At 69.8% G+C, this 15,339-nt stretch carries 15 protein-coding genes, 1 other RNA gene and 1 pseudogene; 7 read left to right on the top strand and 10 right to left on the bottom strand.

The features are described from left to right. The first annotated feature begins 64 nt into the window (after positions 1-64). The 3 genes and pseudogenes from OG370_RS12410 to OG370_RS12400 form a co-directional block, all read left to right on the top strand. Positions 65-1,018, top strand: coding sequence for a Nif3-like dinuclear metal center hexameric protein (locus tag OG370_RS12410; protein ID WP_328463533.1), 954 nt, complete (start codon positions 65-67; stop codon positions 1,016-1,018). Next, positions 1,015-1,758, top strand: a complete 744-nt coding sequence (locus tag OG370_RS12405; protein ID WP_328474038.1) for a zinc ribbon domain-containing protein — start codon at positions 1,015-1,017, stop codon at positions 1,756-1,758. Before OG370_RS12410 ends, OG370_RS12405 begins: the two co-directional genes overlap by 4 nt. Continuing rightward, a pseudogene (locus tag OG370_RS12400) lies at positions 1,688-2,533 on the top strand (histidine phosphatase family protein); the annotation flags it as partial. The gene OG370_RS12405 and the pseudogene OG370_RS12400, both read left to right, overlap by 71 nt. A 42-nt stretch (positions 2,534-2,575) precedes the next feature. On the opposite strand, the gene eda reads toward OG370_RS12400, so the two are convergent. Further along, positions 2,576-3,193, bottom strand: a complete 618-nt coding sequence (gene eda / locus OG370_RS12395) for a bifunctional 4-hydroxy-2-oxoglutarate aldolase/2-dehydro-3-deoxy-phosphogluconate aldolase (RefSeq protein WP_328463531.1) — start codon at positions 3,191-3,193, stop codon at positions 2,576-2,578. 162 nt (positions 3,194-3,355) lie between these two features. Further along, the gene (gene yaaA, locus OG370_RS12390) at positions 3,356-4,141 is read right to left on the bottom strand and encodes a peroxide stress protein YaaA (RefSeq protein ID WP_328463529.1); all 786 of its coding nucleotides are present in this window, start codon (positions 4,139-4,141) and stop codon (positions 3,356-3,358) included. Between the two features lie 106 nt (positions 4,142-4,247). Between yaaA and rnpB the strand changes: the two genes are divergently transcribed. After that, positions 4,248-4,650: RNase P RNA component class A (gene rnpB, locus OG370_RS12385), an RNA gene on the top strand. A gap of 190 nt (positions 4,651-4,840) precedes the next feature. Here rnpB and OG370_RS12380 read toward each other — a convergent pair. Beyond that, positions 4,841-5,791: a zinc-binding dehydrogenase gene (locus OG370_RS12380; RefSeq protein WP_328463527.1), complete on the bottom strand. Its 951-nt coding sequence runs from the start codon at positions 5,789-5,791 to the stop codon at positions 4,841-4,843. A gap of 190 nt (positions 5,792-5,981) precedes the next feature. Here OG370_RS12380 and OG370_RS12375 point away from each other — a divergent pair, with 190 nt between their 5' ends. The 3 genes from OG370_RS12375 (at position 5,982) to OG370_RS12365 (ending at position 9,433) form a co-directional block, all read left to right on the top strand. Then, complete coding sequence (locus tag OG370_RS12375; protein WP_328463525.1) at positions 5,982-6,536, top strand: TetR/AcrR family transcriptional regulator; 555 nt, start codon at positions 5,982-5,984, stop codon at positions 6,534-6,536. Positions 6,537-7,281: 745 nt separating this feature from the next. Next, positions 7,282-7,965: a LuxR C-terminal-related transcriptional regulator gene (locus tag OG370_RS12370; RefSeq protein WP_328463523.1), complete on the top strand. Its 684-nt coding sequence runs from the start codon at positions 7,282-7,284 to the stop codon at positions 7,963-7,965. Positions 7,966-8,608: 643 nt separating this feature from the next. Continuing rightward, the gene (locus tag OG370_RS12365; RefSeq protein ID WP_328463521.1) at positions 8,609-9,433 is read left to right on the top strand and encodes a PAS domain S-box protein; all 825 of its coding nucleotides are present in this window, start codon (positions 8,609-8,611) and stop codon (positions 9,431-9,433) included. Positions 9,434-9,452: 19 nt separating this feature from the next. Here the strand turns inward: OG370_RS12365 and OG370_RS12360 are convergent, their stop codons facing one another. From OG370_RS12360 to OG370_RS12330, 7 genes are all read right to left on the bottom strand, one after another. Continuing rightward, entirely contained in the window at positions 9,453-10,925 is a 1,473-nt protein-coding gene (locus OG370_RS12360; RefSeq protein WP_328463519.1) for an MFS transporter, read from the bottom strand. A gap of 299 nt (positions 10,926-11,224) precedes the next feature. Then, the gene (locus OG370_RS12355; protein WP_328463517.1) at positions 11,225-11,779 is read right to left on the bottom strand and encodes a methyltransferase family protein; all 555 of its coding nucleotides are present in this window, start codon (positions 11,777-11,779) and stop codon (positions 11,225-11,227) included. 64 nt (positions 11,780-11,843) lie between these two features. Further along, complete coding sequence (locus tag OG370_RS12350; protein ID WP_328463515.1) at positions 11,844-12,524, bottom strand: phosphopantetheine-binding protein; 681 nt, start codon at positions 12,522-12,524, stop codon at positions 11,844-11,846. Beyond that, positions 12,521-13,072, bottom strand: a complete 552-nt coding sequence (locus OG370_RS12345) for a ferritin-like domain-containing protein (RefSeq protein WP_328463503.1) — start codon at positions 13,070-13,072, stop codon at positions 12,521-12,523. Before OG370_RS12345 ends, OG370_RS12350 begins: the two co-directional genes overlap by 4 nt. A gap of 49 nt (positions 13,073-13,121) precedes the next feature. After that, positions 13,122-13,964: an aminoacyl--tRNA ligase-related protein gene (locus tag OG370_RS12340; RefSeq protein WP_328474036.1), complete on the bottom strand. Its 843-nt coding sequence runs from the start codon at positions 13,962-13,964 to the stop codon at positions 13,122-13,124. Further along, on the bottom strand, positions 13,964-14,203 hold the full coding sequence (locus tag OG370_RS12335) for a hypothetical protein (RefSeq protein WP_328463513.1): 240 nt from the start codon (positions 14,201-14,203) through the stop codon (positions 13,964-13,966). The genes OG370_RS12340 and OG370_RS12335 overlap by 1 nt, the downstream gene beginning before the upstream one ends. Then, entirely contained in the window at positions 14,193-15,065 is an 873-nt protein-coding gene (locus OG370_RS12330; RefSeq protein ID WP_328463511.1) for a diiron oxygenase, read from the bottom strand. The genes OG370_RS12335 and OG370_RS12330 overlap by 11 nt, the downstream gene beginning before the upstream one ends. Between the last annotated feature and the right edge of the window lie 274 nt (positions 15,066-15,339).

Raw genomic sequence — 15,339 nt, 5'->3', positions numbered from 1 at the left:
AGCCGTTGTGCTGCGCTGCCCGCTCGCATCCCGGCCGCCCGGCGCGGCGGGTAACCTTCGTAACGTGCCCGCACCCTCTCTCGCCGACGTCCTCGCCGCTCTCGACGCCCTCTGGCCGCCGGAGCTGGCCGAGTCGTGGGACGCCGTCGGCCTGGTCTGCGGAGATCCGTCCGCCGAGGTCACCCGCGTGCTGTTCGCCGTCGACCCCGTCCAGGAGGTCGTCGACGAGGCGGTACGGCTCGGCGCGGACCTGCTCGTCACCCACCACCCGCTGTACCTGCGCGGCACCACCACCGTCGCACCGGTCGGCCCGGCCGGTTTCAAGGGCCGGGTGGTGCACGACCTGATCCGCGGCGGCATCGCGCTGCTGGTGGCGCACACCAACGCCGACCGGGCCGACCCCGGGGTCTCCGACGCGCTCGCCGCCGCTCTGGACCTGCGCGTCACCGGCCCGCTCGTACCCGACCCGACCGACCCGGCCGGCCGCCGCGGCCTGGGCCGGCTGTGCGCACTCGACGCGCCGCTGACCCTCGCCGAGTTCGCCGCGCGGGCCGCGCGCGACCTGCCGGGCACCGCCGGCGGCGTGCGGGTGGCCGGCGACCCCAACAGCACCATCCGTACGGTCGCGGTCTGCGGCGGCTCGGGCGACAGCCTGTTCGCCGAGGTCCGCGCGGCCGGCGTCGACGCCTTCCTCACCGCCGACCTGCGGCACCACCCGGCCTCCGAGGCCCGGCAGGCCGGACCGCCCGCGCTGGTGGACGCCGCGCACTGGGCCACCGAGTGGCCCTGGTGCGAGCAGGCCGCCGGCCAGCTCGACGAGATCTCCGACCGGCACGGCTGGAACCTGCGCACCCACGTCTCACGGGCGGTCACCGACCCGTGGACGATCCACGCGCCCTCCGCCCCGTTGAGCGACCAGGGCGTACCGGATGCCTCCGGTGCGCCGGGTCCGGCCGGCCCGCCGATCTCGTCGCCGTCCCCGAATTTCCCTTCCAGCAGCACAGGAGCCCCCCGCTGAACGCCGCGCCCGCCGACCAGATCCGACTTCTCGAAGTCCAGGCCCTCGATGCGCGTATCGCGCAGCTCGACCACAAGCGCCGCAACCTGCCCGAGCACGCCGAGTTGGACCGGCTCGGCGCCGACCTCGCCCAACTCCGCGACCTGCTCGTCGCCGCCCGTACCGAGGAGAGCGACACCGCCCGCGAGCAGACCAAGGCGGAGCAGGACGTCGACCAGGTGCGGCAGCGCTCCGCCCGCGACCAGCAGCGGCTCGACTCCGGTGCGGTCACCTCCCCGAAGGACCTGGAGAACCTCCAGCGCGAGATCGCCTCGCTCGCCAAGCGCCAGTCCGACCTGGAGGACGTCGTCCTGGAGGTGATGGAGCGCCGCGAGAACGCGCAGGAGCGCGGCACCGAACTCGCCGGCCGGGTCGAGTCGTTGGAGGTGAAGGTCGCCGAGGCCGAGCAGCGCAAGACCGCCGCGCTGGAGGGCATCGACGCCGAGGGCTTCACCGTCGCCAAGGAGCGCGAGGTGCTGGCCGCCGCCGTCCCCGACGACCTGCTCAAGCTCTACGACAAGCTCCGCGCCCAGCAGGGCGGGATCGGTGCCGCCCGGCTCTACCAGAAGCGGTGCGAGGGCTGCCGGTTGGAGCTGAACATCACCGAGCTCAACGAAGTGCGGTCCGCTCCGTCCGACACGGTGGTGCGCTGCGAGAACTGCCGGCGGATTCTGGTGCGTACCGCCGACTCCGGTCTGTAGAGCGGTGGTTGCGGCCGAGCCCGACCCCTCGGCCGCGCCCGCGCGGCCGGTCGGACCGGATCGGGGCGCCCCGGACCTGGGCGCCCCGACCACGTTCGTGCTGCTGCGGCACGGCGAGACGGCACTGACCGGGCAGCAGCGGTTCTCCGGCAGCGGGGGAGAGGACCCGGAGCTGTCGGAGCGGGGGCGGGCGCAAGCCGAGCTGGCCGCACAGGAGTTGGCCGGGACGCCGCAGCCGCCGTCGCCCCACGGGCCGGACCGCCAGGGCGCGTTCGGGGTGGATGGGCACGGCGCCGTGCGCGCCGTGGTCAGCTCGCCGCTGCTCCGCTGCCGGCAGACCGCCGCCGCGGCCGCCGCACGGCTCGGCCTGGACGTCACGGTCGAGGACGGCCTGCGCGAGACGGACTTCGGCGGCTGGGACGGCCTGACCTTCGCCGAGGCGCGGCAGCGCGACCCCGGTGCGATGACCGCGTGGCTCGGCGACCCGTCCGCCGCCCCGCCCGGCGGCGAGAGCTTCGAGCAGGTCGCCGCCCGGGTCGAGGCCGCCCGCGACGCCCTGCTCGCCGCCCACCGCGGCCGGACCGTCCTGCTGGTCAGCCATGTCACGCCGATCAAGACCCTGGTCCGGCTCGCCCTCGGCGCGCCGCCCGAGGCGCTCTTCCGTATGCAGCTGTCCCCGGCGGCGCTGTGCGCGATCGACTACTACGCCGACGGCAACACGTCCGTGCGGTACGTCAACGCGGCGGCGCACCTGCGCGGCCTCGACGCCGGGTGAACCGGGTGTGCCTTCACCCGGGCTGCTTCACCCGGGGGTGCTTCAGCCGGCGAGTGCCGCGGCCTTACGGGCCAGCTCGGTGACCTCGTCCCACGCCTTCGTCCGCAGCGCTTCCTTCGGCAGCATCCATGTGCCGCCGACACAGGCGACGTTGGGCAGCGCGAGGTAGTCCGGTGCGCGGTCGGCGTCGATGCCGCCGGTCGGGCAGAAACGGGCCTGCGGCAGCGGCGACCACAGCGACTTCAGATACGGTGCGCCGCCGGCCGCCTCCGCCGGGAAGAACTTCATGTCGGTCACCCCGCGCTCCAGCAGCCGCAGCACCTCCGAGACCGTGGAGACGCCGGGCAGGTACGGCAGGCCCGAGCCGCGCATCGCGTCCACCAGCCGCTCGGTCCAGCCCGGGCTGACCAGGAACCGCGCGCCCGCCGCTTCCGCGGCCGCGACCTGGTCCGGGTCGAGCAGGGTGCCCGCGCCGACCACCGCGTCCGGGACTTCGTGGGCGATCGCGGCGATCGAGTCCAGCGCGGCAGGGGTGCGCAGGGTCACCTCGATCGCCCGCAGGCCCCCGGCCACCAGCGCGCGTGCGAGCGGCACGGCGTCCCGTGCGTCCTCCAGCACGACCACGGGGATGACGGGAGCGAGGTCGAGAACGGTATCCATGCGGTCATCCTGGACCGGGGTGACCAACTTGTGCAACGGCCGTTGCACACGTTGCAACGGTGCCGTATCCGCCCGGGCGGCCCGGCGCGGTCGGCTCCCGGACCACGATGCTGCGGCACGCGGGAGCGGGCCGTGGCTCCAACGGCGAGGCGCCGTAAGGGGTCAGCGGAGGAGGACGTCCAGTTGGGGGCCGTTGCCCGGGTGTTCGACCTCGAACCCGAGGTCGCGGAGTGCGGCCGCGAGGGCGGAGGGCGTTTTCGGGTCGGCCCCTTCCGTGAGGAGGGCGCGCAGCAAGGTGCCCTTGGTCGCCTTGTTGAAGTGGCTGACCACGGACCGTTTCTCCACGCCCGCCACGACCGTCACCTGGAGCACGCGGACCGTCGCCGTACGGCTCGCGAGGGCGGCAGGGGGCTTCCAGGCGGCCGCGTAAGCGGAAGAGCGCAGGTCGAGGACGAGCCCGCGGCCCGCCACCTCGGGCAGGACGTCGTCGAGGTGCGGCCGCCAGTATCCGGCGAGCCCGCCCGTACCCGGCAGCCGTACTCCCATGGAACAGCGGTAGGAGGGCACGCGGTCGGTGAGCCGCAGGGCGCCCCACAAACCGGAGAAGACCAGCACCGAGCGCCGGGCCCGCCGCAGCGCCGCCGGATCGAGGGTGGCCAGGCCGAGCGCGTCGTACAGCACCCCGGTGTAGAGGTCGGCGGCGGGCAGCGTGGGCGCGGTGCGCAGCCGTGCGTTCTTGGCGATCTCGCCGTGCAGCCCGGGGGTGAGCCCGAGTACCTCGGCCGCCTTGCCGCCGTCCTCGCCGGCCCCCTCGCACAGGCGCACCAGCTCGTCGAGCACGGCCGCGCGCGCGTCGGTCAGCGCGGGCAGCGACAGCCGGTCGAGCGCGAGTGGCCGCCCCCGTACGGCGATTGCCTTCCCCTCCGACGGCGGCAGCAGTACGAGCACGGCTTCTCCCTACACGTTCCCGGTGATGTTCGCCCGGCCGCCGCGGGCGGCCGACCCGCAGCAGCCTACGGCCCCGGTGAGCGGCTAGGATGAGCCGTACGGCAGACGAGCCGGGCGGACGGTCGCGTCGGATCACCTGTGATCCGCCGAGGAAGGTCCGGGCTCCACAGGGCAAGGTGGTGGCTAACGGCCACCCGGGGTGACCCGCGGGACAGTGCCACAGAAAACAGACCGCCGGGGACCTCGGTCCCCGGTAAGGGTGAAACGGTGGTGTAAGAGACCACCAGTGCCCAGGGTGACCTGGGCAGCTAGGTAAACCCCACCTGGAGCAAGGTCAAGAGGGCGCCATAGGAATATGGCCCCGCGCGGACGTTCGAGGGCTGCCCGCCCGAGTTCGCGGGTAGACCGCACGAGGCTGTCGGCAACGGCAGCCCTAGATGGATGGCCGTCTCCCGGCCGGCCGCGAGGCTGTCCGGCGACAGAACCCGGCCTAGAGCCCGACTCGTCTGCCGCTCCCCCTCCGGCCCCGGCCCAGGCCCCGGCCCGGGGGGCACGTCGAGCAGGTCGCCGTCGTACGGACCGCCCCGCACCCAAGCCCCGAACGCGCCGAGCTTCCGCCGCGAACGGACGCGCGGCGGAAGCTCAGCGGTCGTGCCTACCCGCCGGCGCACCAGGGCCGAGCAGGGTTCCGCGTGCGGCTCAGGGCACCACGACGATCTTCTTGCCGGGCGAGGACGCCTGTGCCTCCCATGCCTGGGCGGCTTCCGCCAGCGGATACGTGGCGGTCGGCAGCTCGAACGAGCCGGCCGCGGCCAGGGCCGCGATGCGGTTGTAGGCGGCGAACGCGTCGGCCGGTTTCGCCGTCGTGCCGCTGAAGCCGATGAGGGTCAACTGCGCGGAGCGGAGCATCTCGACGCGGAAGCCGGTCTCGTCGCCGGCCGCCGCGCCGACGTTCAGGTAGCGCCCGCCCGGCTGCAGGCAGGCCAGTGCCTGCACTCCCCAAGGACCCCACAGCGGGTCGACGACCAGTTCCACCGGGCCGCCGAGTGCGGCCAACTGCTCGGACAGCGGCTGGTCGCCGAGGACCACCACACCGTCGGCGTCACGGACCTGGGCAAGGCGCTCGGGGTTCCGGCCGGCCGCGATGACGCGCTTGGCGCCGGCCAGCTTCGCGAGCTGGACGAAGGACGCGCCGAAGGGACCGGTCGCTCCCAGGACCAGGACGCTCTCGCCCGCCTGGAGGTCCGCCTTGCGCAGCGACAGATCCGCGCCGGCGCCCACCGCGCCGATCGCCGCGGCGGGAACGCTGTCCAGCCCGTCCGGGACCGGGATGCAGGCCGCACGCTCGGTCACCAGGAGTTCGGCCAGACCGCCGTTGACGCCCGGCGCGAGGCCGGCGGGAACGGTGGCGTGCACGCGAAGGCCCTGGTCGGGTCCGGCCACGATCGTGCCGACCACCTCGAAGCCGGGAACGTAGGGGACCTTCGGCGGCCCGGCGCGGTGGTGCCCCTCCGCGACGTGCAGGTCGATCGAGTTGAGAGCCGTCGCCTCGACCTGGACGACCACCTGCGTCTCGGTGGCGGGCGACGGGTCGTCGAGGGAGGTGGCATGCGGCGCGGCGCCGACCTTGTCAATTACTGCCGCTTTCATCGCTGCAGCTCCTTCCCGGCGGTGGCGACGTAAGGGGTGTCAAAACTGCGGCTGCCGTTGTCATACGCGATCAGTTGAGTAGATCTCGGGATCGTGGGCATGAGCGGGAGCGTAGCACGTGACCGACCGGTCGGTCACTGATATGACCGGAACCGGCCCCTGGATACCGGCGGGCTTATACTCCGAGGTTATGGCAGCAGGAGTGCAGATGCCCGGAGCGTTGCAGACACGTGAGGCGTTGCTCGACGCCGGCGCGGCGCTGGCGGAGGAGCACGGCCTGGCCGGCGTCAGCGTGAACATGGTGGTCGCGCGGGCGGGGGTGGCCAAGGGCACCTTCTACGTGCACTTCAAGGACCGCTCGTCGTTCGTCGACGCCATGCACGAACGGTTCCACGCCCGGGTGCAGGCCGCTGTCGACGAGGCGATCGCTGGGCTGGCGCCCGGCGCCGAGCGGATCTTCCGCAGTACCGAGGCGTATCTCGACGTCTCGCTCGCGAACCGGGGTGTCAAGGCCCTGGCGCTCGAAGCCCGTTCGGACCCCAACGTGCAGGGTTCGATGGCGGCCCGCCGCGAGCGGCTGGCGGCGGCGGGAGTGGCCGACCTGAGGGTCATGGGCTGGGACGACGCCGAAGCCGCGGCCCAACTGCTCGCGGCGATGACCCGGGAGATCTCGGTGCTGGAGTTCGACGCCGGGCGTCCGCTGTCGGCGTCGCGGCGCGTGCTCAAACGGTTCCTCGGGATCTGACACCGGGCCGGCGTTCGCACCGGCCCGCACCCGGCCGGGCGGGCAACCGGCCTGCCGGGCCTTCGCGTTCACCCCCGTGCTCTTTCCGCTCCGTGAGCCGTCGGCGCGGACGCCCGCTGCCCGCCGTGCGGAGCGCGGCCCGCCGGAGCCGGAGGGGCGGCCGGCACCCGCGCCCCGCCGGTGCACCTCGGCGCCGCTATTGTCGAACAACAATTCCGCAGGGAAACGGAAAGCAAAGTTCCGGAATAGCAATGGGCGAAAAAGGGAAAAGGGATGGTCAATCACGAGGGGTTTCCCGCGCTATCACGATGGCCTCACCGAACCTGCCGAAAGTGGACGAAAGCTCAATGTTTTACGCTCGCGGTGTCTGGATGCATGGCGTAGCGAATGCTACGGACGGTGATTTCCGTCCGGCCTGTCTCCTATCGGTCGGGATGCCGTAAAGCGCCCAGGTCGGTGGCGGGTGTCCTGCGACGCAACCGAGGATAGGGATGTTGCCCAATCCGCCTGCGCGTGGCAAGCATGCCACCCTGGCCGGTGCCAGTACCTGCGGGGGTCCATTGGTTTACACATCGGTTACAGAAATATTCGCCGACGGTCGCCAGCAGGGTGAACAGGAAAAACCCTAGACTTACGCTGACGTCCGAAAGTCGGTTTGAGGCAGGGCTGGTTTTCGCGCTTTTCGTATGGGAGGCTGGGGCGATAAGCGACGGAACCTTAGCTCAGCGCGCGGGGAGGCGAAATCGTGTCGGCAAGACAAGATGCGCTCACTGAGACGAGTGCTTGCTCACTTGAGCAGGCTGGCGACGGGTACACGCTCTGGTCGCTGTTCGACAACTCGTCCGCACGTATTGCGCACTTGGATCTTGAGCTGCGTCTGATGGGGAGCAATGCCGGCTTCGCCGACGTGTTCGGGCTGTCGGTCGAGGAGCTCCCGGGCGTTCCCCTCGTCGACCTGGTGCATGCGCGTGTCAAGGACTCCCTGACGCGGCGACTGCTCTCGCTGGCGCGTGGCGAGCGGAGCAGGTTCAGCGACCGGATCGCGACCTTGACCAGCACCGGTCGGGCCTGCACCGAGCTGACCGGGATCGCGGTGACCGACGACGCGGGGCGTATCGACTCGCTGGTCGTCCTGCTGGAGTTGGAGCCGGAGGCCGCGGCCGACGCGGCTGAGCCCGCTCCGACCGATGCGAGAAAGCCGCTGACCAGAATGGAAGCCCAGGTGCTGGAGGGCGTGGCAGCCGGGATGTCCACTGTGCAGCTCGCTTCGAAGCTTTTTCTGAGCCGTGGCGGAGTCGAGTATCACGTCAGCGCGCTGATGAAGAACCTCGAAGCGGCCAATCGGTCGGAACTGGTATCCCGAGCCTATTCGATCGGGCTGTTCAGTGCCGGCAGTTGGCCGCCGCAAGTCCTGGATTTCGTCGAGTAGCGCCTCCGGGCCAGGGCGGAAATCCGTCGCCCCGCGCTCCCCGAAAAGGTCGGTGGCCTGGCCACTTGCCGATGGCAGCGGAGTGCGGCGAGAGCGGGATCGCGCCAGGCGTCCGCGGTCGGTCCGGCGATGGCAAACGGGCACGGCTTCGGGCCGGGCGGGCGCCGTGATCACGCTGGGGCACGATGAGTTCATCGTCACGGGCAGTGCCACTTGCGGCCGGTGCGAACCCGATCCACTCTCTTCGCAGGCGGGCTGGACAACTGCTGGAGGGTAACCATCCAGAAGGAATGCATCCGATCCATGACGGTGTATGAAACCTGCGGGCCGGCCGGCCGCGCCGATCGGGGGCGGCGTCCGCGGCGTGCCGGCGAAAGCGCGACGGACGGCCTCGAAGGCTCCGATGTCGGGCCGATAGGTGGAGCCGGGACGGGAGCGCGCCGCGAGCCGGGGCGGCGCACCGTGAAGGAACGCGGACGAGGCCATCAAAAGCGCGCCCCCCGGCTCGCTTTCGGCATTCTTTCCCGCGCGGACCCGGCCGATTCGCCGGGCCGGCGTGGCCGGAATTCGACGAATCCGCGTGCGGCCCCCGACGCGCGGAGTTCGGCTCGACCGATTTCCCGTGACGAGGGAACCGGGACCGATGCACCAGACGTCAACCAAAGGGACATGTCGGGTGAGATCGACGTCGCGGCCGGGCCGGCGAGGGAAGCCTCCCGACGGGATCTCGCGCACCCCGGAAGAGGTCACGAGACACCGCAACGCCACGACAGTCATCGCGTCACCTTCGTTCATTGAGCCAGTACGGGGAGAGTCAATGAGAGAGGCAGTCGTCTCCGGGGTCGGCACGGGGAGCCAACGGGAGGTTCTCAGGTCGCTGTTCGAGCGGTCCGGCATGTGTCTGGCGAGGTTAGACAGTGGCTTCCGGTTAGTGGAGGTCAACGCGGACTTCTCCCGCCAGTTCGGCTGCCTGCCCGCGGAGCTCGGCGGGCGCAGCTTCTCCGACCTGCTGCACGCCGACGTCCGCACCCAGGTCAGCCAGCAGTTCGCCAGGCTGCTCGCTGCCCAGGGGTCCCGTTTCACCGAGCCGACGATCGTCTTCCACCAGAAGGACTCGACCGTCTTCAGCGCCGAGTTGACCGGCTTCGCCGTCCGCAGCGAGAGCAGCCGTGCCGACGGCCTGATGGCCCTGGTATGCCCCCAGGGAGGCAGTAGGACGGCCCGGTCGCCCGCGAGCCACCGGCCGGTGCTGACCGACATCGAGGCGCGCATCCTGGAGGGAGTGGCCCTCGGTGTGTCGACGGTGAACCTGGCCTCCATGCTCTATCTGAGCCGTGGCGGCATCGGATACCACATCGACAACCTGATGCGTAAGCTCAAGGTCAAGAACCGGCCGGCGGTGGTCTCGAAGGCGTACGCCATGGGGCTGATCCGCCCGGGCTGGCCGCCCCGCGTCTACCTCGACTGAGTGCCTTCGCACGGCCGGGTCAGCTCAGTTGGGCCGGGATCGTGCCCTTGCTCGGTCGCAGCATCACGTAGGTGAAGAAGATGCCCACCGCGACGAGGGCGGTCGCCACCCACAGGCCGATGTGGTAACCGCTGAGGAACGCATGCGACGCGGACGAGCCGGACCGCAGTTCGGAGTTCTGCTTGGACCGCAGAGTCGCACCGATGATCGTGATGCCGAGCAGCCCGGCCACCTCGCGGGCGTCGTTGAGCAGTGCCGAGGCGACGCCTGCTTGTGCCTCCGGGGTGTTCTGCATCACGGCGTTGGTCATGGGCACGTTCATGATGCCCATGCCGCCGCCGAGCACGATGAGGCAGGGCAGCAGCGAGGCGAAGGTCGCGTGCTCGTCGTGCATGTTGAGCATGATGAGGCCGACCGTCATCATCACCATGCCGAGCGAGACCGTGCGGAAGCCGCCGATCCAGCCCTCCATCAGCGTGGAGAAGCCGGCGAACGCGGCCAGGGCGAACGCCATCGGGACGAACAGCAGGCCCGCCTTCGACGGGGAGAAGCCGAGGACGTTCTGCAGGTACATCGAGGTGAAGAAGTAGATGGCCAGGCCGCCGAACGCCCAGATCATCTGGGTGCTGATGCCGCCGGTGAACTGGCGGATGCGGAACAGCCGCAGGTTCACCATGGGTTCCACGGCGCGCGCCTCGATCGCGAAGAAGACCACGGTGGCGATCGCGGCGACGACGAACGCCGTGACGATCTTCGCCGAGGTCCAGCCCGCGTCGTTGCCCTCGATCAGCGCGTAGGTGATGGTGAACAGGGCGATCGCGGACGTGATCAGGCCGCCGACGTCCAGGCTCAGTTTCGACTCGGACGCCCTGGATTCGCGGACCGTCTTGACGCTCATCGCGAGCGTCACCACGCCGATCGGGACGTTGATCAGGAAGATCCAGCCCCAGCGGATGTTCTGGGTGATCAGGCCGCCGGTCACCGGGCCGAGGGCGAGGCCGACGGCGGCGCTCACGGTCCACAGGCCGATCGCGCTGGTGCGCTCCTTCAGATCGGTGAACGTGGAGGTGATGATGGCCAGGGTGGCAGGCGTCAACAGGGCCGCGCCGAGGCCCTGTACGGCCCGGCTCCCGATGAGGACGCCGCCGTTGCCGGCCAGGCCCGCCGACAGCGAGGAGAGCGTGAAGATGATCAGGCCGATCATGTACAGCCGGCGGCGGCCGTAGGCGTCGGCGAGGCGGCCGCCGGCCAGCAGCAGTCCGGCCAGGGTGAGCAGGTAACTGCTCACGATCCACTCCAGGCCGGCTTCCGACAGGTGCAGACTGCGCTGGATCGTGGGAATCGCGACGTTGATGACGTTCAGGTCCAGATAGGTCATGAACGTCGCCAGGCTGACCGCCAGCAAGGACCACCAGCGCAGCGGGTCAGGGGGTTCTTGGAGTACTCCAGTGTCTTCTACCTGGTCGCTTGCCGACTCCATGCTTGATGTCACAGCGCCTGCCCCTTCTGTGTCGAGTCTTCGCTGCTCTTGCGCTGTTCTCGTCTTTTATTTTTTGAGTATTAATCGCGACCCAAAGGCCCTGGCGGGCCGATATCCTTGGGCGCGTTTCTCCTTGGCGGCCCCACGGACTATACCATGTGACCGACCGGTCGGTCACAGTGCGTAGAGTGCGGATACCGCGTCCGCCGGGGCGACTTCGAGCCCGGCACCGGATGAGAGCACCGAACCCCACGGGCTTCTCCAAGCCCGTGGGGTTCGACCTCGATGAATAACCTCGGCTGTTTCGTTTGTCAGATGGGCAGGAAGCGGCCGGTACGGGCGATGTACTCGCGGTACTCGCCACCGAACTCGGAGGCGGACAGCCGCTTCTCCTCCCGCATCGCGGTCGCGGTCAGCCGGACGATCGCGTAGAGCAGCGGCAGCAGGGTGCCGAGGTGCGGGAACATCGCGAAGGCGCCGAGGAACCCGAGCAGGAACGACGAGTAGAAGGGGTGCCGGATCTTCGAGTACGCGCCGTACGTCACGATCGACACCGGCGCGTCGTCCTCCTGGTGCCACAGCGCGAGCGGTACGCGGTGGGTGCCGAGCGTGAAGAACATCAGCGCGATCGAGCCGCCGGCGAGCACGGCGCCGATCGCGGTGAGCGTCGTCGCCGCCTTGCCCATGCTGATCCACGAGTGCCAGTGGGCCAACCGCGCGGCTATCAGGAACGGGGGGACGACGAAGAAGGGGGCCCCGGTCAGCCACCAACCGAGGTTGAAGCTGCCGCCCTTGAAGAAGATCCGGGGCAGCACTCCGATGACCACGAAGTCGGCGAGCACCAGGACCATGACAGGAACGTTCACTGACTATCAGCCTCCGAGATCGAATGGGTACCGGCCGGCACGGCGGCCGGCCGGGGTGGGGTGGTCATGCGGCGGATTCCTGCAGCAGCTTGACGAGTTCGTCGAGGCTGTCGATCTCGCGGAGGCGGGCCTGGGTGAAGACGGCGTCGAACTCCTCCTGGAGGTCGACGATCATCTCGACCAGCATGAAGCTGTCGGCTGCCAGGTCCTTGATCAGGGTCTGCGGGGTGAGGTCGCTCTCGGGTACGCGCAGTACCCCGGCGACGCGGGTGGCCACGGTCTCGAAGCTGATCGTGTTGGCGGGCATGGGCTCCCTCGAAAGGCTGGCGGCGACTGTGAGCCAGCCGCCGAGGTGTCGGGCCGAAACGTGGTGGTAAGCCGGGTCGTCTGCCCGGTAGTCGCGGAGCATCCGGGTCGCGTTGGCCGGGTCTGCCTTGAACATGGCCTCCTTGACCGTCCACAGCCGCAGGAGGTCGTCGTGGGGCTCGTCGTCCCGCAGGTAGAACCGCGCCGTCGCCGGGCGGACCGGCTGGTCGTGCTCGAGGTCGATGCCGACGCCGGCGGCCGAGCCGCCGACGAGGACCGCGGCCACTCCGGCGCGATCGGTGTGCGTGACCGAGGCGCGCGGGTGCGGGAACCGGTAGCCGGCCGGGTCACCGGGCAGGCCGGCCAGCGCCGCCGCGATCCGCAGCGCCTGCCGGCCGGCGCGGGGCCGGTTCACCGTGGCGACCAGGACCCGGATCACTGGTTGGCGAAGCGTTCTTCGAATTCGGCCATGGCCTTGCCGTAGATCTCGACGTCGGCGGCGGTGTAGCGGGCGAGGGTGTCCTCGATCTCCTGCTTGCCGTAGCGTTCTTCCATGCTCTGCAGGGCTTCGCGGACGTAGCGCACGTGCCAGCGTTCGTCGAGCATGATCTTCTCGATGGTGGCGCGGACGGGTGCGGGGGTGTTCTCCTCGCGCAGGTGCTGGTTGTAGTGGCCGATGGTGCGCTTCTCGAAGACCAGGGTGATCGCCATGACCTCCATGAGGCTGGCGGGTACGCCGACCGCGTCCATGTACCGGTCCTGGTAGGCGTCACGCATCGGGATGGCCCGCTGGTCCAGGCTGTCGATGCAGTCCGTCCAGTACGAGGCGTGGGCCGACTCGTCGGCGAAGTGGTGCGTCACGTCCTTCTGCAGCGGCCCGCGGATCGTCCGCGCCACCCGCCCGAAGAACATCGCCCCGCTCATCTCCGAGGACCGGTAGAAACTCGCTATCCACAACTCGTTCTCGGACAGTTGGATGTCACTCACGACGTCCTCTCCCATCGGGTGCGCCCGAGGGCGTGTCGCCCTGGGTCGGTTACGACGACGGCCACTTGGCGACCACCTCCGCGGCGAGCGCGGGCAGGTCGGGCCAGGACCGGGGGTCGTCGCCGTGCGTGTCGAGGATCGCGAACAGCCAGCGCTCCAGCCCGAAGGCGACGCATGCCGAGTGCGCGTCCTGCCCTGCCCTGGTGATGCCGAACGCCTCGCCGAAGTGCTCGTGATGCAGGTTCACCGACGAGATGGCCAGATCCCCGTAGGTCGCCTCGCGCTTGACGGGGCTGAGCTTCTGCATCAGGAAGGCCGGGTTCTGCTCCGGCTCGAAGAACGGGTCGGTCGCGTGCTCCCACGAGACGTCGAGCCCGGCCAGTTCGAAGACCCGGGTGACGGCCTCGGTGGTGCGCTGCGCGAACAGCGCCGTCTCCTCGGCGGTACCGAGGCAGACGATCTCCCGCATGGTGAACGACCACTGCCGGCGCAGCGGCACGTAGACCGTCTCGCGCCGGTAGCAGGTGTTCACCGTCGTCAGGTACAGCGGCTCGGCGAGGGTCTGGGCCTCGTGCGCCGGGTAGAGGTGGTAGCACGCGGCCGGGGTGAGGATCTCGGTGGCCGGGCCGAGGAAAGGCCGGGGGTCCTGGTCCGGATCGCCGGCGAACCCGCTGAGGGCGTCGGGGTCGAGCCCCACCGCGAAGGTCGCCTGATGCGGGAACGAGCGCAGGTAGCCGGTCTTGCGCAGCACAGCGGCCGGCAGCGTGGACGGATGGCGCTCGGCCTCGGCCCCCCACACACCCGCCAGTTGGACGAACGCCGCGTCCGCTTCCCCGGCCAGCCGCAGCAGGTCGCCGGAGAGCGACGCCTGCCCGGAGGCGTGCCAATGCATCACGACCGGGTCCCGAAGCGCGTCACGAGCGTGTCGATGTCGCGGAAGTCGGTCGGGCGCAGGTCCTCGACCTCGATCGGCGTGCCCCGCAGCCGTTCCATCAGCAGCAGGAGCTCCGGGATGTGCACGGACCGCAGGGTGCGGTCGGCGAAGATCGGGGAGTGGTCCGTGACCTGGACACCCGACTTCTCATTGACCCACGCGCGCAGCTCGGCGCGGAAGTCCGACTCAGAAAGCATCGACTGGCTCCTCGGGAAGGATCTTTTCGGTGGCGAGGAATCCGAGGCACTTGGCGGTGACCGCGCGACGGTGTTCCCGCTGGTGGGCCGAGTGCCAGGCGGATTCGGCCACGTCCCAGGGGTCGGCCAGGCCGGCGTCCGCGTACACGTCGGGGTTGTAGTACTCCCGCCAACTGCTGGTGATGAAAGCCGCGAGGTAGCCGCGCACGTCCTCGACCGTCTGCGGGTCCCACGTCTGCGTCCGCCACAGCTCGGTGACCAGCTGGCGCCCGAAGATCAGGTGCCTGGCCTCCTCCACGTGGTGGTTGCGGTTGATGTACCTGGCCACCGTGTGCAGCCGCTCGTCGCGCGCCTGAATCCAGTTGTAGTGGTCCACGATCTCCTCGAAGATCATGGTCTTGGCGAAGAAGAGGAAGTCGCCGACATCCCTCGGCACTTCCTCCTCGTTGACGGAGAACTGCCGGCTGCGATACACCTGGGCATACCTGGTGCAGAATCCGCCGAAGAAAATGCTGTGCTTGTTCTCCTCGTCGAGGAAGTGGTGCAGGTAATCGGCTACCTGTATCATTTCCTTGCGGTAGAGCCGCTCCGCGAGGCCGGCCATCAGCCCCTTCTCGCCATGGATGTTGAGGCTGTAGAAGTTCACCGCCTCACAGAACGCGAGCCGTTTGCGGCCGGCCTCGGACAGCGCGTCCCACTCGGGGGTGCCGACCAGGCTGAGCAGCTCAGGGGTGGAGAACCAGTCCTCTTCCGGCTGGACGGTCTCCGGCCACTCCAGGGCGGTGTAGGGGTTCTGGTAGGAATGCTGGGAGACCTCACTGAGTCGCCGAGCCACTACCGCGACGGATTCCGCGAGGCTCATGTTCCGTCCCCCGCGCGCCCATGCAGTCGATCACTCATGTCGCCTCCTGGGGCGGAAATCGCATCGTCGTCACGGCGTGGATTGCCGTTGACCGTCACGTGGCACTCGAACGAATCGATGTCGAGAGGTTTCAACATCGAGCTCCCGTCTTCGCACCAGACCTGTTGCCTGGCAGCGCGAATTGTGTGGCCGGAATCATCGACGAGGGTGAGCGTAGGCCGGGTGAGTCAGGCAAATCCCTAGTCAATATCGGCGCCGTGTCGTGCAGGATGGG

Origin of the sequence: Streptomyces sp. NBC_00448, from assembly GCF_036014115.1 — a bacterium.
Taxonomy (GTDB): Bacteria; Actinomycetota; Actinomycetes; order Streptomycetales; family Streptomycetaceae; genus Actinacidiphila.
The sequence above is the reverse complement of the archived record's forward strand: the minus strand, read 5'-3'. Positions and strand labels throughout refer to the sequence as shown.

What these genes read in the sequence shown, in the direction of transcription:
- eda (WP_328463531.1), bottom strand. Translation starts at nt 3,193, where the DNA reads ATGGATACCGTTCTCGACCTCGCTCCCGTCATCCCCGTGGTCGTGCTG.
- OG370_RS12380 (WP_328463527.1), bottom strand. Translation starts at nt 5,791, where the DNA reads ATGAAAGCGGCAGTAATTGACAAGGTCGGCGCCGCGCCGCATGCCACC.
- OG370_RS12375 (WP_328463525.1), top strand. Translation starts at nt 5,982, where the DNA reads ATGGCAGCAGGAGTGCAGATGCCCGGAGCGTTGCAGACACGTGAGGCG.
- OG370_RS12365 (WP_328463521.1), top strand. Translation starts at nt 8,609, where the DNA reads ATGCACCAGACGTCAACCAAAGGGACATGTCGGGTGAGATCGACGTCG.
- OG370_RS12340 (WP_328474036.1), bottom strand. Translation starts at nt 13,964, where the DNA reads ATGCATTGGCACGCCTCCGGGCAGGCGTCGCTCTCCGGCGACCTGCTG.
- OG370_RS12335 (WP_328463513.1), bottom strand. Translation starts at nt 14,203, where the DNA reads ATGCTTTCTGAGTCGGACTTCCGCGCCGAGCTGCGCGCGTGGGTCAAT.
- OG370_RS12330 (WP_328463511.1), bottom strand. Translation starts at nt 15,065, where the DNA reads ATGAGCCTCGCGGAATCCGTCGCGGTAGTGGCTCGGCGACTCAGTGAG.